Source organism: Methylobacterium sp. Leaf94, from assembly GCF_001426045.1.
Taxonomy (GTDB): domain Bacteria; phylum Pseudomonadota; class Alphaproteobacteria; order Rhizobiales; family Beijerinckiaceae; genus Methylobacterium.
Map to the genome: position 1 here is coordinate 104,587 of NZ_LMRM01000064.1, position 20,651 is coordinate 125,237.

The window sequence follows — 20,651 nt, forward strand, 5'->3', positions numbered from 1 at the left end:
ATGCGGGCGACCGTCGCGGATCGCAGTAATTCGACCTTAAGGCTCGCCATGCATCGCTGAGCGATACGGGACCTCTTCATCGGCTGTTCGTCAGGACATCAGAGGAACCGCCCCGTCGGAGCGTGATGGCAAGGCCAAGCGACCCGCAACATCAGAATGCGATCGGTTTCGGCACTCCCATGTCCTGCGGCGCCAAGAAAACAGGCTGGGTAAGCCGCTTTCGCCGATCTTCGAGCGGCGCGACGGCAGTCGAGTTCGCCCTCGTCATGCCGCTCTTCATACTGGTGTTCGTCGAAATTCTTCAGGGTGGCCTGTACGTCTTCTGCTACGCGGCCCTGGAAAAGGCGACCGCCGATGCCAGCCGGACGATCATGATCGGCGCGCTGACCGATACGGCCTCCACCGCCAACGGCTTTCGCAGCTCGGTGGTCTGCGCCAACCTGATCGCCGGCCTGTCCTGCAACAACATCGTCACCAATCTGCAGACCACCACCCTGACCGGGTCGGGCGGCGGCTACTCGGTGTTCGTCAGCCCGGACGAGAAGAGCCTCGTGCCGGTGCCGATGAACAACAGTCAGACGGCGTACTGCACCGGCGCCCCCGGCACCTACGGTTACCTCCAGGTCTTCTACGCCGTCCCGGTGTTCAGCCCGGTCTGGATCGCCCTGAAGCTGGGCACGACCTGGAACGGGACCTCGGTCGTGTTCGCCCGGGCGGCGGTGGCGTTCCGGAACGAGCCGTTCACCACCGCCAGCGTCTCGACAGGGTGCTGACGCCGCCATGAGCCGCCAGACCCTCAAGCGCTTCGGACGGGACGGGCGCGGCATCGCCATCATCGAGTTCGCGCTGATCCTGCCGCTGCTGCTCACGCTCTCGGCGGTGACCTTCGATCTCGTCCGCTACGTCATCTACATGCGCAAGCTCGAGCTCGCCGCCAGCACCCTGGCGGATCTCGTGGCGCGCAACGACACGGGCAAGATCACCCAGACCGACATCCTCGCGATCTCCCGATCCCAGCTGGTCATGTTCCCGGAGGCCATGTCCGCCGCCAAGGACGCCAACGTCTCGGTCTGGACCCTGCTGAGATGGTCGCTGTCGGGGGTGCAGTTCACCCCGACCGTCGCCGGTTGCACGTCCAACTGTACCTATACGCCGAAGGTCGTCTGGACGTCCGGCCAGAAGCGCTCCTGCACGACACCGCCCGTCGCGGCGCCCAATACGGCTGGACCGAGTCCCACGACGCTGCCCAGCGACACGTTCGGCCCCGGCTTCCTCGTCGTGGCCGACGTGGTCTTCAGCTACAAGCCCCTCATCCTCCAATCCGTCGTCGGCTCGATCGACATCGCGAAGTCCTTCTACTTCGCGCCGCGCTACGTCACGGCCATCACCTTCGATCCGAGCGGCGGGAGCACCTCCGCCAATGCCTGCCCCTGACCCCGAGGCCTGTTCCATGCACGCCGACTCCACGCATCCCGTCTCTCCGCCAGGGCGCCTGCTGCGGCGCCTGCGCGATGAGACGGGCGGCAATGTCCTCATGGTCTTCGCCCTGGCGCTGATCCCGCTGATCGGCCTGACCGGGCTCGGCGTCGATTACGTCCGCGGCATCAACTACCGCACCCATTTCGACCGCGCGGCCGACGCGGCCACGATCACCGCGATCGCGACGGCCCGCGATTACATCTCCACCAACCCGAAGAACGAGGCGGACCCCACCGCCTCGGCCCTGGCGCTCGCCAAGACCCGCGGGCTGGCGGCCTTCCAGGTCAATGCCGGCGCGATGCTCAAGAGCCTGCCGCTGGTCCCGGACCTCACGGTCACCCGCACCGCCGGGGTCATAACGGCTCGGGCGACATACGCCTCGAGCTTCAACTCACCCTTCAGCAAGGTCCTGGGCGATCTGAAGGCGATTCAGGTGTCCGGGAAATCCACGTCCAGCCTGACCTTGAGCAACTACGTGGACTTCTACCTGTTGCTCGACACGTCCGGCTCGATGGGTTTCCCGACCTCCAGCGCGGCGCAGACGCAGTTCGCCAAGCTCAACCCCGACATGAAATCCGGCGGCCCGAACAATTGCGCCTTCGCCTGCCATTTCCCCGGCTGGCAGGGCTTCGCGATCTCCAAGCAGAACAACATCGAGCTTCGGATCGCGACCGTCAGCAACGCCGTCCAAGGTCTTATCGCCAAGGCGAAGACCAACGCGACCCTGGTCAACCAGTACCGGGTCGGGCTCTATCCCTTCGTGAGCAATCTCGAAACCGCGGCCGACGTGACGGCCGATCTGGATTCGCTCAAGACCATTAATCTCGAAAACTACATGGATATCGGCAATTCGTCCGTGCCACGCGGGAGCGGCGGCACGCATTACGAGAACGTCTTCCCGATCATCAACAACAAGATCACCAGCGTCGGGGACGGGCTCAGTGCCAAGCGGGCGCTGCCGTTCGTGTTCGTGATCACTGATGGGATGGACAACAACCAGTATTACTACAACTCGACCGGCTGGACCGGATCCCAGGCGAGGCTCCTCGATCCCTCGCTGTGCAAGCCCTTGAAGGATCGCGGCATCACCATCTCGATTCTCTACATTCCGTACATCCCGATCTCGCCGGCGAACCACCCGGATCAGGTGGTCACGAACGAGAACCTCCTCGTGAACACCCTGATTCCGGGCGTGCCCGCCACGCTGCAGAATTGCGCCTCGTCGGGCTACTTCCGCACCGCGAACTCGGCGAGCGAGATCCAGGAAGCGCTGAACGCCATGTTCGATCAGGCGACCCGGAAGGCGCGCCTCGTCGCCGGTCCCTGACAGGCCAAAAGGTTTGTCATGCGCCGGGAGGGAGCCGCCTGCTTCCGCCCCGGAAGCGCGCGGGCTAAGAGCGGCGCAGGTTCGGCATCCGCCTTGCGTGGCGCCGGACATCCTGGCTCAGGAAGGTGTGCTGCAGATGGACAAGATCAAGGTTGCGAACCCGGTCGTCGAACTCGACGGCGACGAGATGACCCGGATCATCTGGAGCCAGATCAAGGACAAGCTGATCCACCCCTACCTCGACCTGAACCTGGAATATTACGACCTCGGCGTCGAGCACCGCGACGCCACCAACGATCAGGTCACCGTCCAGGCCGCCGAGGCGATCAAGCGTCACGGCGTCGGCGTGAAGTGCGCCACCATCACCCCCGACGAGGCCCGGGTGAAGGAGTTCAACCTGAAGGAGATGTGGAAGTCGCCCAACGGCACGATCCGCAACATCCTCGGCGGCGTCATCTTCCGCGAGCCGATCATCTGCAAGAACGTGCCCCGCCTCGTGCCGGGTTGGACCCAGCCCATCGTGGTCGGCCGCCACGCCTACGGCGACCAGTACAAGGCCACCGACTTCAAGGTGCCGGGCAAGGGCCGCCTGACCATCAAGTTCGAGGGCGAGGACGGCACGGTCATCGAGAAGGAGGTCTTCAAGTTCCCGAGCCCCGGCATCGCCCAGGCGATGTACAACCTCGACGACTCGATCCGCGACTTCGCCCGCGCCTCGATGAACTATGGCCTGAACCGCAAGTACCCGGTCTACCTCTCGACCAAGAACACCATCCTGAAGGCCTATGACGGCCGCTTCAAGGACCTGTTCGAGGAGGTCTTCCAGAACGAGTTCAAGGCGAAGTTCGATGCGGCCGGGATCACCTACGAGCACCGCCTGATCGACGACATGGTGGCCTCGGCCCTGAAGTGGTCGGGCGGCTACGTCTGGGCCTGCAAGAACTACGATGGCGACGTGCAGTCCGACACCGTGGCCCAGGGCTTCGGCTCGCTCGGCCTGATGACCTCCGTGCTGCTTACCCCCGACGGCCGGACCGTCGAGGCCGAGGCCGCCCACGGCACGGTGACGCGCCACTACCGCGAGCACCAGAAGGGCAAAGAGACCTCCACCAACTCCATCGCGTCGATCTTCGCCTGGAGCCGTGGCCTCGCCCACCGGGCCAAGCTCGACGACAACGCGGCGCTCGCCACGTTCGCCACGACCCTGGAGACCGTCTGCGTCGACACCGTCGAGGCCGGCTTCATGACCAAGGACCTCGCCCTGCTCGTCGGCCCCGACCAGCGCTGGCTCTCGACCACGGGCTTCCTCGACAAGGTCGACCAGCACCTGAAGGCCGCGATGGCCTGAGCGGGCACCGGCGGAGCCCGAGGGCCGACGTCGTAGCGCGGACGCATCGTCTGCGATGGACGCTGGATCATACGGTCCAGCGTCCGCGGATAGGTGCGCGCCTCTCTCTGTTGCGGGGCCCTCACCGTTCCCCGCTCTGGGTCGGGGGGCGTCTGCCCGCGCGCGGCATCCGGTGAAAACCCGCGCTCAGCACCCCTTCAAGGGGCCGCGCAACGGAGCCCGACATCAGGAAACGTGAGTCGTACAGGACTTCATCCCGTGAGCGGCTTCTGGAATGGCACGCTGCCGGCGCGCCCCGTCGGGTCCGGGCTCACCTGCGGTACCCCGGACTGACGGCGCGGCGCCATCGGCGATCGCCCCGACCGCACGGGAGGGAGCGTTGAGACCTTCAGCGATCGAGGCGTCCGTCCAACGCCCGAGCCCCGTCGGGTCGGACGGTCGATACCACCCGGTACGCCTCGACCCAGGTCATCCTCAGGACGCGTGCCGCGCGGCGTCCTTGTTGCGCTTGCGGGTGGCGGCGCCCTTCTTGGCGGAGGCGGAGCGCTCTTCCGCCGTGCGGCCGGCCGAGGCCTTGCCGCCGACCGCGCCGCCGCGATGGGCCGCGGGGTGGCGGGTCGCCTTGCCCCGCCCGGAGCCGCCGGGCTTCTTGCCGCCGCCATCGTCCTTGTTGACGGTCGCCCAGGCCCGCGCCTCGGCGTCCTTCTCGGGCACGCCGCGCGCCTCGTAGGACTCGGCGATGTGCTCCGCCTTGCGGATCTGCTTGCCGGTGTACTTCGACTTGTCGCCCTGGCTCATCGCGAATCCACTCCGCTGGAGGACCCGGGCGAGGCGTCAGCCGATCGCGACGGGCCCGTCGAGAACCGCCCGAACGCGGCGGACCAGGTCCGTCCGGCGGTAGGGCTTGTTCAGGAGATCGAACTCCGAACCCCCGGCATCGGTTCGCTCCAGGCTCGCCTCGGCGTAGCCCGTGGTGAGCAGGACCTTGAGGTCGGGCCGCCGGCGCTTGGCCTCGCGTCCCAGGGCGATGCCGTTCATGCCGCCCGGCATGATGAGGTCCGTGAAGAGCAGGTCGATGGCGTTCCCGCTGTCCAGTACTTCGAGGGCCTCGCGGCCGTTCTGCGCCATCAGGGTGCTGTAGCCGAAATCCCGCAGGATGGTGCGGGCGAGCTCGGCCACGTCCTCCCGGTCGTCGACGATGAGGATCGTCTCGGTGCCGGACCCCTCCTGGGGGCCGACCGCGGCCGGCGCCGCCTCGAACACCGCGGTCTCGGTGGCCGGAAAGGACAGGCGCACCACGGTCCCCGCCCCCAGGACGGATTCGATGCGGGCGGCGCCGCCCGATTGCTTGGCGAAGCCGTAGACCATCGACAGGCCGAGGCCGGTGCCCTTGCCCTCCTCCTTGGTGGTGAAGAACGGGTCCATGACCCGGGCCAGGACATGGGCCGGGATGCCGCTGCCGGTATCGCTCACGCTGATGGTGACGTAGCGGCCGGGGGCCAGGGGACCGTCGACCTCGCCGGTGATGACGTGGTTCTCGGTCCGCACCGTGAGGCGGCCGCCCTCCGGCATCGCGTCGCGCGCGTTGATGAAGACGTTGAGGAGGGCGACCTCGGCTTGGTTCGGGTCGACGCGGCAGTTCCAGAGGTCGGGGCTGAGGTCGAAGTCGAGGGAGACGGTCTCGCCGAGGGTCCGGCCGGCCATGTCGGCCATGCCCTGGACCAGGGCGTTCAGGTTCACCGAGCGGCCTTCGAGGCGCTGTTTACGCGCGAAGGCCAGGAGCTGCTGCGTCAGGGTCGTGGCGCGCTCGGCGGCGGTGCGGATGTTGTCGGTGGCCCGGCGCAGGCGGTTGCGGTCGGCGCTCGGATCGTCGAGGCCGGCGCCCAGGATGTCGACGTAGCCGACGATCACCTGCAGCAGGTTGTTGAAGTCGTGCGCGATGCCGCCGGTGAGCTGGCCGAGCGCCTCCATCTTCTGGGCCTGGCCCAGGGCCTCCTCGGCGTCGCGCCGGCGCGAAACGTCCAGCTGCGAGGCGAAGAAGTACACCAGCGTTCCGCCCGCGTCGTAGATCGGCGAGACGAAGAGCGCATTCCAGAACGGCGTGCCGTCCTTGCGGTAGTTGACGATCTCGGTGGCGACGTTCTCGCGGGCCGCGATCGCCCGGGCGAGTTCGCGCACCGCCCCCCGATCGGTGTCCGGCCCCTGGAGGAAGCGGCAGTTGCGGTCCAGCACCTCGTCGCGGCGGTAGCCGGTCATCTCCAGGAAGGCGTCGTTGGTGAAGATGATCGGATTGTCGGGCAGGCGCGGGTCGCTCACCACCATCGGCATGCGCGAGGCGGCCACCGAGGCGAAGAAGAAGGCCGCTTCCGGGCTGATCGGGGATCGGATCGGGTCCTGCGCGAGCGCCCCGTTCGGCGGCATCTTGGGCGTGTCGATCATCGTCGCGCTATCACATCGGCGGGGCTTCGCAGGCGAGCCTGGCAGGTCGCCCCTTACACGGGTCAAACTCCCGGCGCCATCATCGTTCCCTGTGCCGGCCCAGGCATCTCACCGTCGGCATGACGATTCAGCGAGGACCCGCCGCGCGTCACGAGACGCGCGGCGGGTCGGAGGGTCAGCGCTGCTCGGTCTCGAAGCGGACGCTGTTGACGTTGGCCCGCTCGAAAGCCTGCATCACGTGCTGGTAGGAACGCTCTCCGTCGCTGGCCTCGACGCCCTCGACCTCCTCGGGCTTCAGGACGAACATCAGCATCGAGCGTCCGGTGACCTCGTAGGTCGCACCGATCGGCTTGCTCACCACGTCCTGGCTGTCGGGCAGGTTCGTGTCGAGGAGCCGCGTCCAGCCGACGCCGCCCACCGATTCCGGCAGGGTGAACGACACGAGGTCGTGGTAGGCGTTGTAGAGCAACAGCAGGGTGGCATCGCCGCCGCGCTGGTGGATGCCCGAGGCCTGGGCCCGGCCGTCGAGGAGCACCGCGATGGCGCGGGCATCGCCCTGCGTCCAGTTCTCCGGCGACATCTCCCCGCCGTCGGGACGTAGCCAGGTCACGTCCTTGACGCCGAACTCCTCGTCGTAGGCGCCCGTGAGGAATCGGCCGCGGGTGAGGATCGGGAGTGCCTCGCGCAGCAGGGTCAGGCGCTGCGTGAACTCGGCGAGATCCCGCTCCTCGGGCCCGACGGCCTCCCAGTCGAGCCAGGAGATCTCGTTGTCCTGGCAATAGGCGTTGTTGTTGCCGTTCTGGGTGCGGGCGAATTCGTCGCCCGCGAGCAGCATCGGGGTGCCGCGGGAGAGGAACAGCGTCGCCAGCATGTTGCGCATCTGGCGTAGGCGCACGGCGCGGATCTCCGGATCGTCCGTCGGTCCCTCGGCCCCGTAGTTGTTCGACAGGTTGTGCGAGTGTCCGTCGCGGTTGTCCTCGCCGTTCGCCAGGTTGTGCTTCTCGTTGTACGACACGGTGTCGTTCAGCGTAAAGCCGTCATGGGCGGTCAGGAAGTTCACCGAAGCCCAGGGCTTGCGCCCGCGCTTGTTGAATTTGTCGGCCGAGCCGGTGAGCCGGGCGGCGAGATCGGGCAGCATGCCCTCGTCGCCGCGCCAGTAGCCGCGCACGTCGTCGCGGAAGCGGTCGTTCCACTCGGCCCAGCCCGGCGGGAAGCCGCCGACCTGATAGCCGCCCGGGCCGCAATCCCAGGGCTCGGCGATGAGCTTGACGCCGTTCAGCACCGGGTCCTGCCGGCAGGTGTCGAGGAAGCCGCCGCCTTCGTCGAAGCCGTGCGGCTCGCGGCCCAGGATGGTGGCGAGGTCGAAGCGGAAGCCGTCCACCCGCATCTCGGTGGCCCAGTAGCGCAGGGAGTCGGTCACGAGCTGCAGCACCCGCGGGTGCGACAGGTTGAAGGTGTTCCCCGTGCCGGTGTCGTTGATGTAGTAGCGCGGCTCCTTGGGCATGAGCCGGTAGTAGGAGGCGTTGTCGACGCCCTTGTACGACAGCGTCGGACCCTTCTCGTTGCCCTCGGCGGTGTGGTTGTAGACCACGTCCAGGATCACCTCGAGGCCGGCGCCGTGCATGCGCGCCACCATCTCCTTGAACTCGGAGAAGGCGAAGTCCGGCACGGCAGCGTAGCGCCGGGCGGGGGTGAAGAACGAGATGGTGTTGTAGCCCCAGTAGTTCACCAGGTCCTTCTCCTGCAGGTAATCGTCCTGCACGAAGGCGTGGACCGGCAGAAGCTCCACCGAGGTGACGCCGAGGCTCTTGATGTAGTCGAGCACCGCCGGCGTGCCGAGGCCCGCATAGGTGCCGCGCAGCTTCTCCGGCACCGCCGGGTGGAGCTTGGTGAAGCCCTTCACGTGGGTCTCGTAGAAGATGGTCTTCTCCCACGGCACGTGCGGCTTGCGGTCCCGGCCCCAGGTGAAGGCCGGGTCGATGACGCGGGAGCGGCGGGTGAAGGGCGCGGAATCGCGGTCGTCGAAGGTCAGGTCGTCGCCGGTCTCCATCTGGTAGCCGAACAAGGCCGGGTTCCAGGTGATGGAGCCGACGAGCCCCTTGGCGTAGGGGTCGATGAGCAGCTTGTTCGGGTTGAAGCGGTGCCCGGCCGTCGGCTCGTAGGGGCCGTGGACGCGGTAGCCGTAGATGGTGCCCGGGCGCGCGTCGGGCAGGTAGCCGTGCCAGATCTCGTCGGTGTACTCGGGCAGCTCGATCCGCTCGATCTCGTTCACGCCGTCATCGTCGAACAGGCAGAGCTCGACCTTGGTGGCATGGGCCGAGAACAGGGCGAAGTTCACGCCCAGGCCGTCCCAGTTCGCGCCGAGCGGATAGGGCGAGCCTTCCTTGATGCGCGAACGTTTAGCGCGGCCCTGCGGGCTTGAGCGGTCCGCGGGATTCGTCGTGTCGGCCATGTTCGCTCCGGGCGGTATCGGTGGGTGCGTCGAGACAGGGCGCTGCGCGACGCCCCGTCCTGGAAACCTGGACAGGAACGCTCACGCTTCGCCGGAAGGTCCGCCACGGGGCAAATCTTTTTGCAGCGCACGGCGCGGTGCCCCGCAGCCGCTTCCACGGCGCGAGCGGTTGCGGCAAGACTACGAACGGCAAGACTGCGAACGGCAAGACTGCGAACACCAAGACTGCGAACTCGGCGCGGCGGGGGCCGCCCGGGGCAAGGAGACCGGCGCATGACAGATCAGCCCTACGGCCTGCAGGCGATCGCCGATCGCTACCGGGTCAGCCTCGACGCCGTGCGCCACCTCGTCCAGGCGCTCGAAGCGGGCCACGGCCGGATGGCGCAGTTCAACCATCCCGAGCTCGGCGGCTTCGGCCAATGGTCGGGCTCGGGCATGACCATGATCGGCGACATGTTCAACGCCGAGCTCAAGGCCCGGGTGGACGCCCTCTGCACCGCCCTCGCCGCCGCGCTGCCGGCCGGCGCCTGGTCGGAGGTGCCGCGCGGCGCCGGGGCGCCCTGGCCTCCCGAATGGGGGGCACCGGCCACCGCCGGATCGCAGAACGGGATGCGCTACGCCTATTTCCCGGTACAGCGGCGTCTCGTGGTCGAATCGGAGGGGCGGGCCGCGATCTACGACACCGCCGATCACGCCATCAGCGGCGTCTCGCAGCAGCAGGGCAGCGCGACGAGCCTGCGCTTCTCCGGCCCCGGCGGCCCCGTGGACCTCGCCAGCCTGAAGCGCCTCGACGAGGCCGAGCGCGGCGAGGCCCGCCCCTTCGCCCCCGAACCCTTCGCCCCCGAACCTTTCGCGCCCGAACCCTTCGAGGCCGGTCATCCGGGCGCCGAGGCGTCGCATCCGGGCAGCGCCGGGCCGGTGGGCGGCAGCGACGTGCTCTCGACGATCGAGCGCCTGTCGGAGATGCGCCGCAAGGGCATCCTCACGGAGGGCGAGTTCACCGCCAAGAAGGCCGAGCTGCTCGCGCGCCTCTGATCGCCAGGCTCCGAACGACGCGGGCCGGATCGCCCGGGGGCCGGCTGCGTTGGCCTGGAACCGGTGCCGCGCGCAGGACGCGGATCGCGGCAGAGATTCCGCAAGGCTGATGGCCCGACCCCGCGACCTCCTCGACGTCACGACGATCTATCACGAGCCAGCCGTGCCGGATTACCCGCGCGGGCGGGAGATCCTGGACCGGTTTCCGGAGGCCGAACGCATCGTCGTCCCCTCGCACTGGAACATCCCGAGTCTGCACGGCAATGCTGGCTCGGTGGAAGATTGGGTGCGGATCAAGCGCTCCACCCTGGTGCTGGGGGTGAAGAAGGGCCTCGCCATGCGGCCGAACGGGCGCAGCGCCCACTTCATCGCCCCCTCGACCTCCAACGGCTGCGCCATGGCCTGCGCCTACTGCTACGTGCCCCGGCGCAAGGGCTTCGCCAATCCGATCTCGCTCTTCGTCAACGTCGAGGCCGTGGCCGTCGCCATCGCGCGCCACGCCGCCCGCCAGGGGCCCCTGCCCGAGCCCGACACGATCGATCCCGCCCTCTGGGTCTACGACCTCGGCGAGAACGGCGACCTCTCGGTGGACGCCATGGTGAGCGAGACGGTGCGGGATCTCGTGGCGCTCTTCCGGGACATCCCCAACGCCAAGGCGTCCTTCGCCACCAAGGCGGTGAACCGCGATCTCCTGGCCTACGACCCCCAGGGCAAGACCCGGATCCGCTTCTCGCTCATGCCCGAGCGCATCGCCCGCATCGTCGACGTGCGGACGGCACCGATCCCCGAGCGCATCGCCGCCATCGACGACTTCGTCGCCGCCGGTTACGAGGTCCACGTCAACTTCTCGCCGGTCATCCTCTACGAGGGCTGGGAGGCCGATTGGGCGGCCCTGTTCGCCGCCATCGACGGCGCGATCGGGCCGGCGGCCCGGGCGCAGCTCAAGGCGGAGATCATCCTGCTGACCCACAACGCCGACCTGCACGCGGTCAATCTCGGCTGGCACCCCAAGGCCGAGGATCTGCTCTGGCGGCCGGACATCCAGGAGGCGAAGGTCTCCGAGGGCGGCGGCGCCAACCTGCGCTACCGCACCGGCTGGAAGGGCCAGTGGCTCGCCCGCTTCAAGGCCCTGCTCGCCGAGCGCATGCCCTACTGTACGGTGCGGTACGCGTTCTGAGGGGGCCGGCGGCCCGGCCACCGTCCGCCGCCCCCGCTGGCGTGCCGCTCCCCGCATCAGCCCCAGACCATCTCGCCCGTGGCGACCTTGGCGCCGATGTCGAGCGCGATGTCCATGCTGAGGCCCGGGAAGCGGGTCAGCATCGCGGCCTTCAGCGCGGCGGCATCCCCGCCCGCAGCGAGGGCCTCCTCGAAGGCCAGGAGGTAGCTTCGGGTGAAGGCGAGGGCCGAGCCGTCGGTGGCGGCCTCGACCGCCAGATGCCCCGGCACGACGACGGACGGCGCACGCGCGGCGATCCGGTCGAGTTCGGCGATCCAGGCGGCGCGGGCCTCCGGGCTCGGCGTGTCGGCGGTCCAGACGTGGACGCCGGAGAAGATCAGAACCCCGCCGAACACCGCGTTCAGGGCCGGGACGAACAGGGTGCGGCGGTTGGGCAGGCCCATGGCGGGCACGATCTCGACGGTCTCTCCGTCGACCGACAGGGCAGCGCCGTCGAAGGGCGTGGGCATGACCACGTCGGCCCGCGTCCCCGGACCCTCGGCCCCCAGCTGCAGGCCCCAGGCGGCGATCTTCGCATCGACCGTGCGGGCGATGGCCGACACGGTGGCGAAGGCAGCGAGCACCCGGGCCTCCGGAAAGGCCTCGCAGAGGGGTTCCAGCCCGAAGTAATAGTCCGGGTCCGACTGGCTGACATAGATCGTCGTGAGGCGCTTGCCCGTCGCCGCGATCGCCGCCGCGACGGCTCGACCGTCGGAGACGGTGAAGCCGCCGTCGATCAGGATCGCTTCGGTCGGCCCCTCGATCAGCACCGGGGCGCGGAAGAACCCCTACGGGCCGGCGGGAAAGTGCATCCAGGCGAGCCCGGGTCCGGCCAGCCCGGTCAGCGGCATCGCGATGGTCGAGCCAAGCCCGGTCTGCATCGGCGTTTTCTCCATCATGGTATCTCTCCCGATCCGGCGCGAAGCTCGGCCGCCAGTCTGTCCCGGTCGCCGAAGAGGATGCCGCTCGGCAGGCGTCGGGCGCCTTCCTCGTCCGCGAGGACGAGGGCTGGGACGCCCCGAGCCCCGAACCGGGCCGCCATCCGGACGGCGGCCTCGATCCGATGCCGGGTCGCCTCGCGCAGTTCGAGGTCGGGCTCCGCCAGCCGGCCGGCGGCCTCCGCGAAGCCGGCGCCGGCGAGCACGTCCGCAACCACGGTGCGATCCGCAGTGTCCCGGCACGCGACGTAGCGGGCCTGCTGGAGCGCCTGCAGGCCTTCGAGCTCCCGGCCGGGCCGGGTCAGTCCGATCGCGACGAGGCCGAGGGTGGCGGCGGCCGAATCGAAGGCGGCTCCCGGCGTCCCGAAGATGAGGGCGCGATAGGCGTTGCTGAACGGTTGCCCCGTCTGGTCCGCGATGCGCTGGTCGTTCTGCCAGACATAGTCCGCGAAGGCGGGATCCATGGGCTGGCCGCCCTCGCCCGCGAACAGGCCCGTGGGCGCGAGGTCCAGCGCGACCGTCCCCGACTGGGCGATCCAGGCCAGCGCGGGAGCGGCTCCGTAGCACCAACCGCACAAGGGATCGAACAGAAAGGTCAACCGCATGGACCTGGACCTGCTTTGTGGCTGCGCACGCCGCGACTCGTCTGAATTAACCGACAAAATTCAGATGAGGCGTCATTTAGCGCCAGACTTTCAGCAAGACGAGTCCAATTTTTGGACTGGGTCGCCCGACCCCTGCGCGGCGGCCCGGTCTGCGGATTCACCGAACCGGGGCCGGCGGCGCCACGGATGTCCCGACGCCCGCCTAAACTCAGCGCAAAGCGCGCCGATCAGGTCCTCACCGCAGCGCTCGCCGGCCCTGTGCAGGAAACCGTGGCCGGCGGTGGGGGCGAGGATGACGATGGTGCCTCCCGCGAACAAAGCCGGGCGACGACAACGACGCGACGATGTGCGGTGCTGCCGAGCCTGCACGACAGACGGCGGGGCGCCCCGTCGCTCTTGAGAGGGTGGGTGAAGCCCTGTCATTTCGAACAGGACGGAAGCCATGGCGATGCGCGGAGAACGCTGGGCGTTCTCGCACGAGCCGAATGTCGGACGTCAGGATCTGGCGGAGGGAGCGGGATTCGAACCCGCGATACCGTTTCCGGTATACACACTTTCCAGGCGTGCGCCTTCAACCACTCGGCCACCCCTCCGGTCCCGTCGCCGCGTCTCGCAGCCGCCGGGGCGGCCGGGCTTCGCGATCGCGCCGGGAGGCGTCCTGTACAAGCCGCATGGACGGCGTGCAAGCCTCGGAACGGCAAAGCTGACGATTCCCGTGCGATTTCCCCGCCGAGGGCACCCGCCCCTCGGGGGTCGCGGCGCCGCGTTCTCAGATTCGCCGCTTTTGCAGCCGATGCGCGCAGGGCCAGGCTTCGGGAGTCGTGCTCCGCCGTGATCCGCTTCGACAACGTGACCAAGGTCTACCGGACGGACGGGCATCGCCGGACGATCCTGGAGCGCGTCTCCTTCACCCTGAAGCCGGGCACCAGCTACGGCATCCTGGGGATCAACGGCGCCGGCAAGTCGACCTCCCTGCGCCTCCTGGCCGGCACCGAGATGCCCACGAAGGGCCGCGTGGTCCGCACCACGCGCGTGTCCTGGCCCTTGGGCTTCGCCGGCGGCTTCCACCCGGCCATGACCGGGCGCGACAACATCATCTTCGTGGCGCGCATCTACGGCGAGGACCCGCGCAAGGTGCTGGAGTTCGTGGAGGATTTCTCGGAGCTCGGCAGCTACCTCGACGTGCCGATCCGGACCTACTCGTCCGGCATGGGCTCGCGCCTCGCCTTCGGCATGAGCATGGCCATCCCGTTCGACTGCTACCTCATCGACGAGGTCACGGCGGTGGGCGATGCCCGCTTCCAGAAGCGCTGCGAGGAGGCCTTCGCGGCCCGCCGGGAGAATGCCGACGTGATCATGGTCTCCCACGGCATGGACACCCTGCGCACCTGGTGCCAGCAGGGCATCGTCATCATCAACGGGCGGGCGATCGTCTACGAGAGCATCGACGACGCCATCGAGGTCTATCGCCGCCTGAACGCCTGAGTTGCGCCGGCGCGCCGGTGGCCACGGTTTTGCCGCGGCGGCGGTGCAAAGGGTGTAACTTGGCGGCGGGATGGCCGGACGACATGGAATACCGGGGCGCATGAGCATCGAAATCCGCAACCCGCAGGGTCAGCCGCTGACCACGGCCGACCGCTCGAACGCGGTGGCCGAATCCCTGAAGCAGATCGCCCGCGTCTCGCGCTTCGCCGACCGCAAGAAGGGCATCCGCTCCTACCAGAGCCACGTGAAGACGGATCCGCTGATCCCGGTGCTCTTCCTGGTCTGCTTCCTGATCCCGACCCTGGCGGCCATCGCCTATTACGGCGTGATCGCGTCGGACCGCTTCGTGATCGAGTCGCGCTTCGCCCTGCGGCCGGCCCTCGGCAACGTCGACAAGGCCTCGCCCGATCAGGTCGGCACCAATTCCGGCTCCCCCATGAAGCAGATGGTGGCGCAGGACAGCCTGATCGCGACGAACTACATCATGAGCCGGCCGATGATCGAGGCCATCGAGAAGACCTACCCCCTGCGGGAGATGTTCTCCCGGCCCGGCATCGACATCCTCTCGCGCTTCGATCCCGAGAAGCCGATCGAGAAGCTGGTCAAGTACTGGCACGAGCGAGTCCACACCAAGATCGAGTCCGGATCGGGCATCATCCTCCTGTCCGTGAACGCCTTCGATCCGCAGGATGCCCTCAACCTCTCGAACGCGATCCTGGCCGAGAGCGAGCGCATGGTGAACGCCCTCAGCGGCCGAGCCCGCGAGGACGCGGTGCTGGAGAGCCAGCGCGAGCTCAAGCGGGCCGAGGAGCGGATGCTGAAGATCCGCACCGAGGTGGCGGCCCTGCGCAACCGCGACGGCGTCCTCGACGCGCAGAAGACCAACGAGAGCAACCTGAAGGTCTTGTCGGAGCTGCGCACGGCCCGCATCAACCTGGCCGTCCAGCTCATCCAGAGTCAGCGCGACCTCTCGCCGGAGACCCGCCGCATCCAGGACATGAAGGCCCAGATCAAGGACCTCGACGACAACATCGCGCGGATCGAGCGCCAGTCGGCCAGCGAGGACCCGGAGCAGCGCCGCATCCTGGCGAACGCCCTCACCCGGTTCGAGGCCTACGACGCCGACCGGGCGGATGCGGAGAAGTACTTCGCCAAGGTGCTGGCCGCGAACGAGCGGGCGCGGATCATCGCGGAGCGCCAGATCGAGTTCTTCAGCATGATCGTCGAGCCGGTGAAGCCCGAATCCTCCCAGGAGCCCCGGCGCCTCTTGATGATCAGCCTCATCGCCGGTGGTGCCGGACTGGTGTTCGCGCTCGCGGTGGTCACCCGCAAATACTTCGCCTGACGCGGTTTTCCGCTCAGCCGGGCGGCGGACGGCCTGGCGTTAACCCTTCGCTAACCCTGTGCTCGGCAAATCTTGCCGAGCTCCCGACCCTCGGGGGCAGCGAGGGTGACGATGAGCGAGACGGCTGCCGGCGCGCCGGCTCCGGCGGGAGGGGCCGGGGGGAGCCTCGCACAGTTCGCGAGCTTCGCGATCCCGAACCGGGCGAACCTGAACGCGCTCTCCAAGCGCACGGACCTGTTCTTCGCCACCGCCGTGATGGGCATCCTCACGGTGCTCATCTTCCCGCTGCCGGCCTTCCTGCTCGACCTGCTGCTCGCGGTCTCGATCATCATCTCGGTGCTGATCATGATGACCGGGCTGTTCATCGACAATCCGCTCGAGTTCACGGTCTTTCCGACCCTGCTCCTCGTGGCGACGCTGCTGCGCCTCGCGCTGAACCTCGCCTCCACCCGCCTCATCCTGGGCCACGGGCACGAGGGCACGGCGGCCGCCGGCCACGTCATCGAGGCCTTCGGCAACTTCGTGATGGGCGGCAACTTCGTCATCGGAATCATCGTCTTCGCGATCCTGATCATCGTGAACTTCGTCGTCATCACGAAGGGATCGGGCCGCATCGCCGAGGTCGCCGCCCGCTTCACCCTCGACGCGATGCCCGGCAAGCAGATGGCCATCGACGCCGACCTCTCGGCGGGCCTCATCGACGAAAAGGTGGCCAAGGCCCGCCGCGCCGCCCTAGAGGAGGAATCCTCCTTCTTCGGCGCCATGGACGGTGCCTCCAAGTTCGTCCGCGGCGACGCGATCGCCGCGCTGCTCATCACCTTCATCAACGTGATCGGCGGCATCATCATCGGCGTCGCCCAGCAGGGCATGCCGTTCCTGGGGGCGGCGAAGTCCTACACCCTGCTCACCATCGGCGACGGCCTCGCCTCGCAAGTCCCCGCCCTCATCGTCTCGACGGCGGCCGGCATCCTGGTCTCCAAGGCGGGCGTGAAGGGCTCGGCCGACAAGGCCCTGGGCAAGCAGCTCGCGAACTACCCCAAGGCCCTGGGCATGTCCTCGGGCGTCATGGTGCTGATCGCCCTCCTGCCCGGCATGCCGATGCTGCCCTTCCTGGCGCTCGCCGGCGCGTCCGGCTACGCCGCCTGGCACTTCGCCAAGGTCGCCCGCGAGGCGCCGCCCCTCGACGCCGACGGTGCGCCGATGGACGCCTCGGCGGTGGCCGCCGCCGCGGCCGCCAAGGAGGAAACCGTCACCGACCTCCTGAAGCTCGACGACCTCAAGCTCGAGATGGGCTACGCCCTGCTCGCCCTGGTCAACGGCCCGGAGGGCCAGGACCGCCTGACGGACCAGATCAAGGCCCTGCGCCGCCAGCTCGCCGCCGAGCTCGGCTTCGTGATGCCCTCGGTCCGGATCCTCGACAACGTCCAGCTCGACGCGAACGCCTACGTGGTGCGGGTCAAGGAGATCGAGGCCGGCACGGGCCAGATCTTCCCCGGCCAGTTCATGGCCATGGACCCGATGGGCGGACAGGTGCAGCTGCCCGGCCAGCACATGCTGGAGCCGACCTTCGGCCTCCCCGCCACCTGGATCGACGCCTCCCTGCGGGACCAGGCCCAGCTCAAGGGCTACACCGTGGTGGACGCCGCCACGGTGGTCTCCACCCACCTCACCGAGATCATCAAGGCGCACGTCTCCGAGCTCCTGAACCATGTCGAGGTGCAGAAGCTCCTGCGCGAGGTCTCGAAGGAGCATGCCGAGCTCCTCAAGGAGGTGATGCCGAGCCAGATCGGCACCACCGGCATCCAGCGGGTGCTGCAGTTCCTGCTGGCCGAGCGGGTCTCGATCCGCGACCTCGGGGCGATCATCGAGGGCGTCGCAGAGGTGGCCGGGCACGTGAAGAACCCGCGCGACATCGTCGAGCACGTCCGCGCCCGCCTCGGCCGTCAGATCTGCGCCCAGTACCAGGGGCCGGACGGCATGCTGCCGATCATCACCCTGTCGCCGGCCTGGGAGCAGGCCTTCCTCGACTCGATCGCGGGCGAGCGCGACGAGCGCTACCTGGCGATGCAGCCCTCGAAGCTCTCGGACTTCGTCAACACGGTGCGCGACCGCTTCGAGACCGCCGCCCGCATGGGCGAGATGCCCGTGCTGGTGACCTCGGTCCAGGCCCGGCCCTTCGTGCGTTCGATCATCGAGCGCTTCCGGCGCGAAACGCCGGTGATGAGCCAGGCGGAGATCCATCCCCGGGCCCGGCTCCGGACCGTCGGCTCGGTCTGAGAGGCGACCCCGCGCCCCGGCAGTGAACCGGTCTCGCGGACCATCCGGGTTCGCCGCGCGCGCCTGTCGCGGTAGTCCCCGTCGCGGGGGAGACGCGGATCAGTCTGTCGTGCCGCAGAGGTAGAATTCCTCGACGTAGCCGTCCCGGAGCCAGAACAGGTTCCGCGAACGCCGCGTATAGCCGCCGGCGGCCCTGATGATCTCCGGGACGCGCAGCTGGCGGTCCGCCCGCAGGTTCATTGCCGAGGCCTCATGATTGACCGAGTAGAAGGCCGGCGCGATCTCCTTGATGCGATCGATATAGGCCCGCCCGGTTGCCGGTGACATTTCCGGAATGAAATCCTGATTGACGACCAGGTCGAACCGGGCGGCGGGATCGTTGATCATCCACCAGGGCAGGACCTGGATCCGCTCCGAAGGTTCGCCGCTCAGGGAGACGGGCAGACCGCATCTGAGCAGGAAATAGCCCTGCAGCAGGTTCGTGTAGGGCAGGTCGTAGATCGTGTAGGTTCGATCACCGCCGGCCAGATAGGCGCACAGCCCGCCGAAGCCGCCGCCGATCTCCGCGAGGCGCCGGAACGGTCCGAGCGTGTCGACCCGCCAGGCGGCGTAGGCATGCATGAAGGACTGCTCGGGAAAGGCGGACCCTTGCAGGGCCACGCCGAAGGGGGCTCCGATGGCGGGGAACGCCAACGGGAAGCCCAGGACCGCTTCCGCCGCGGCAACGATGTCGAGCCATTCGAGGGGGGCATCGGTGCCGCCCTGCTCCGGCGACCGGACCGGACAGACGCCGAGGGCCTCGCCCAGGCGCAGCAGGCGGTCGCACCACATGGTCGCATGCCGATCCGGCACGCTGCGGGCGCGGGCGGCCGTGCTCTTGCCCATGGCCAGGCCGTGGACGAGGTGCTCCTGGAACATGTTGGCGAGGAGATCCGCCAGCAGATCGGGATCGCGCTGCGCCAGGGCCGTCTTCAACCGCGTGTGGCCGGCGGTGAGCTGATCCCACATCCCGCCGGTCTTGCCGGGATCCGCGGCGGCGGAGACGTGCCAGGCCGTGATGATCCGTTCGCAGATCGCGCGGTCCGCCGCGCTCCGGGGCGGCACCTCGAACCGGAAGGGCGGCATCGCCCCGGCTGCCCGATAGGGGTAGCGGAACAGCTCCCGACCCAGATCCGCCGTCATCGCCGCCACGATCTCGGCGGAGAGGGCGTGAATCCGTCCCTCGTGCCGACCGATGTTCAGGTAGTGGTCCTCGGCGGACCGGATTTTCCGTCCTGGACCGCCGTCGCGACGTCGGGATTGAGGCGCAGATATTCCGCGGCGCCGAAATCCTTCGACAGGTCGCGGTCCTCCGTCCCGCGGCCAAATTTCAGAAGCTGCCTCATCCCGCTCCTCCGGAGCGGACGAACCCGCGCGCGATCCGCAGAGCGCAGCCAGCGATCCGTGGGGGAGTCGTCGACGCGAAAGCCCCGGGAGCGGGTCCGGATGTTCGCGCCCGAAGACCGGCCATCGCGGACCGGGCGATGCGGGTTCGATCTCCCCTTACGAGGACGGATCAGACCGGCTTCTTTTCCATGCGACGCTCGAGGGCATGGGCGTCGAGGCCGGGGGCGGTCAAGGGCGGCTCGGGGGCGGCCGCGTCGTGGGGCTCGTCCCGCAGGGCCGAGGCGAGGCGGTTGCGCTCGTAGAGAAGCACGACCACCACCGAGATCAGGAACGGGAGCCAAAAATAGAACAGCCGGAAGACGAGCAGCGCGGCGATCACCGACGGCCGGGCGATGTCGGGCATCGCCACCACGAAGACCAGTTCGAACACCCCGAGGCCGCCGGGGGCGTTCGACACCAGGGCCGCCGAGAACGAGGCGAGGAAGACCGCGAGCACGACGAGGAAGCCGGGGTTCCCGGCCTCCGGCAGGGCGAAGTAGATGATGCCGGCGGCGCCCAGCAGCTCGAGCGGAGCGGCGATGAGCTGGCGGCCCATGATGCGCGGGCGGGGATATTCGAGCTTGAACTTGCGGATCGTGAGCGGCTTCAGGTGCAGCAGCGAGCCGGCCACGTAGAGGGCGACGAAGGCGAGCAGACAGCAGCCGAGGATGCGGGCGGTGGCGGGGTCGGTCAGGATCGCCGGCAGGTAGCCGTTGAGGCGCGTCAGGGTGTCGGGCAGGACGGTGAGCACGAAGCCGCCGAGCAGGATGGTGCCAAGGCCGAAGGTGAAGGAGCAGAGCGCCACCAGGACCGCGACCTGGGCCGCGGAGAGGCCCTTGGCGGTGTAGGCGCGGTAGCGCACCACGGCGCCGGAGAACACCGAGGCGCCGATATTGTGCGAGAGCGCGTAGGTCGTGAACGAGCAGACCGAGACGAAGAACCACGAGATGTGGCGCACGCCGAGATGCAGGAGCGCGATCCGGTCGTACCAGGCGAGCGCCGCGTAGGCGACGAGGGTCGAGAGGGCCGCGAAGAGGAAGCGGTGGACCGGAATCGCGGCGAAGCTGCCCTTGATCTCCGCCATGGAGATGCCGGCCAACTCCTTGTAGAGCAGGTAACCCGAACCGATCACGGCGGCGAGGCCGATGATCGGCCAGATAAAATCGCTGATCTTCTTCATGGTGGTCCGGACACGCCCCTGTTCGGGCCCTCCCTGCACGACGATGCGCGGCATCGCAAGCAAGGTTCCGCGCGGCCCCGGCAGGGATGGCTCATCCCAC

Annotated in this window: 16 protein-coding genes, 1 tRNA gene and 1 pseudogene; 9 read left to right on the forward strand and 9 right to left on the reverse strand. The window is 68.5% G+C overall.

Annotated features, from left to right (window positions below; all coding sequences use genetic code 11):
* Positions 1–179 precede the first annotated feature (179 nt).
* The 4 genes from ASG63_RS23105 (at position 180) to ASG63_RS23120 (ending at position 4,154) form a co-directional block, all read left to right on the forward strand.
* Positions 180–773, forward strand: coding sequence for a TadE/TadG family type IV pilus assembly protein (locus ASG63_RS23105; protein ID WP_274534761.1), 594 nt, complete (start codon positions 180–182; stop codon positions 771–773).
* A 7-nt stretch (positions 774–780) separates the two neighbouring features.
* Positions 781–1,434, forward strand: coding sequence for a TadE/TadG family type IV pilus assembly protein (locus ASG63_RS23110; RefSeq protein WP_056222542.1), 654 nt, complete (start codon positions 781–783; stop codon positions 1,432–1,434).
* Between the two features lie 16 nt (positions 1,435–1,450).
* On the forward strand, positions 1,451–2,806 hold the full coding sequence (locus ASG63_RS23115; RefSeq protein WP_056222546.1) for a TadE/TadG family type IV pilus assembly protein: 1,356 nt from the start codon (positions 1,451–1,453) through the stop codon (positions 2,804–2,806).
* Positions 2,807–2,942: 136 nt separating this feature from the next.
* Positions 2,943–4,154 carry an NADP-dependent isocitrate dehydrogenase gene (locus tag ASG63_RS23120; protein WP_056222551.1) on the forward strand — a complete coding sequence of 404 codons (1,212 nt, stop codon included), beginning with the start codon at positions 2,943–2,945 and terminating at the stop codon, positions 4,152–4,154.
* A 474-nt stretch (positions 4,155–4,628) separates the two neighbouring features.
* Here ASG63_RS23120 and ASG63_RS23125 read toward each other — a convergent pair whose 3' ends face one another.
* From ASG63_RS23125 to glgX, 3 genes are all read right to left on the reverse strand, one after another.
* The gene (locus tag ASG63_RS23125; RefSeq protein WP_056222554.1) at positions 4,629–4,952 is read right to left on the reverse strand and encodes a hypothetical protein; all 324 of its coding nucleotides are present in this window, start codon (positions 4,950–4,952) and stop codon (positions 4,629–4,631) included.
* A 36-nt stretch (positions 4,953–4,988) separates the two neighbouring features.
* Complete coding sequence (locus ASG63_RS23130; protein ID WP_056222559.1) at positions 4,989–6,593, reverse strand: hybrid sensor histidine kinase/response regulator; 1,605 nt, start codon at positions 6,591–6,593, stop codon at positions 4,989–4,991.
* Positions 6,594–6,768: 175 nt separating this feature from the next.
* On the reverse strand, positions 6,769–9,045 hold the full coding sequence (gene glgX, locus ASG63_RS23135) for a glycogen debranching protein GlgX (RefSeq protein WP_056222562.1): 2,277 nt from the start codon (positions 9,043–9,045) through the stop codon (positions 6,769–6,771).
* Positions 9,046–9,318: 273 nt separating this feature from the next.
* Between glgX and ASG63_RS23140 the strand changes: the two genes are divergently transcribed.
* The gene (locus ASG63_RS23140; protein WP_056222565.1) at positions 9,319–10,080 is read left to right on the forward strand and encodes an SHOCT domain-containing protein; all 762 of its coding nucleotides are present in this window, start codon (positions 9,319–9,321) and stop codon (positions 10,078–10,080) included.
* A gap of 109 nt (positions 10,081–10,189) precedes the next feature.
* Positions 10,190–11,257, forward strand: a complete 1,068-nt coding sequence (locus ASG63_RS23145; RefSeq protein WP_056222568.1) for a spore photoproduct lyase family protein — start codon at positions 10,190–10,192, stop codon at positions 11,255–11,257.
* Between the two features lie 56 nt (positions 11,258–11,313).
* On the opposite strand, the pseudogene ASG63_RS23150 reads toward ASG63_RS23145, so the two are convergent.
* From ASG63_RS23150 to ASG63_RS23160, 3 genes and pseudogenes are all read right to left on the reverse strand, one after another.
* A pseudogene (locus ASG63_RS23150) lies at positions 11,314–12,177 on the reverse strand (MBL fold metallo-hydrolase).
* A gap of 14 nt (positions 12,178–12,191) precedes the next feature.
* Positions 12,192–12,839, reverse strand: coding sequence for a DsbA family protein (locus ASG63_RS23155; protein ID WP_056222572.1), 648 nt, complete (start codon positions 12,837–12,839; stop codon positions 12,192–12,194).
* 503 nt (positions 12,840–13,342) lie between these two features.
* A tRNA-Ser gene (locus ASG63_RS23160) sits at positions 13,343–13,432 on the reverse strand.
* A gap of 238 nt (positions 13,433–13,670) precedes the next feature.
* Here ASG63_RS23160 and ASG63_RS23165 point away from each other — a divergent pair.
* The 3 genes from ASG63_RS23165 (at position 13,671) to flhA (ending at position 17,946) form a co-directional block, all read left to right on the forward strand.
* Positions 13,671–14,324, forward strand: a complete 654-nt coding sequence (locus tag ASG63_RS23165; protein WP_055953674.1) for an ABC transporter ATP-binding protein — start codon at positions 13,671–13,673, stop codon at positions 14,322–14,324.
* A 100-nt stretch (positions 14,325–14,424) separates the two neighbouring features.
* Positions 14,425–15,669: a hypothetical protein gene (locus ASG63_RS23170; RefSeq protein WP_056222574.1), complete on the forward strand. Its 1,245-nt coding sequence runs from the start codon at positions 14,425–14,427 to the stop codon at positions 15,667–15,669.
* A 111-nt stretch (positions 15,670–15,780) separates the two neighbouring features.
* A complete protein-coding gene (gene flhA, locus ASG63_RS23175; RefSeq protein ID WP_056222579.1) occupies positions 15,781–17,946 on the forward strand; it encodes a flagellar biosynthesis protein FlhA in 2,166 nt (721 codons plus the stop codon).
* A 99-nt stretch (positions 17,947–18,045) separates the two neighbouring features.
* Here the strand turns inward: flhA and ASG63_RS23180 are convergent, their stop codons facing one another.
* From ASG63_RS23180 to ASG63_RS23185, 3 genes are all read right to left on the reverse strand, one after another.
* Complete coding sequence (locus tag ASG63_RS23180) at positions 18,046–19,128, reverse strand: hypothetical protein (protein WP_056222582.1); 1,083 nt, start codon at positions 19,126–19,128, stop codon at positions 18,046–18,048.
* 56 nt (positions 19,129–19,184) lie between these two features.
* Positions 19,185–19,331 carry a hypothetical protein gene (locus ASG63_RS25755; RefSeq protein ID WP_156394323.1) on the reverse strand — a complete coding sequence of 49 codons (147 nt, stop codon included), beginning with the start codon at positions 19,329–19,331 and terminating at the stop codon, positions 19,185–19,187.
* A 170-nt stretch (positions 19,332–19,501) separates the two neighbouring features.
* On the reverse strand, positions 19,502–20,551 hold the full coding sequence (locus tag ASG63_RS23185) for a lysylphosphatidylglycerol synthase domain-containing protein (protein WP_056222957.1): 1,050 nt from the start codon (positions 20,549–20,551) through the stop codon (positions 19,502–19,504).
* Positions 20,552–20,651 lie beyond the last annotated feature (100 nt).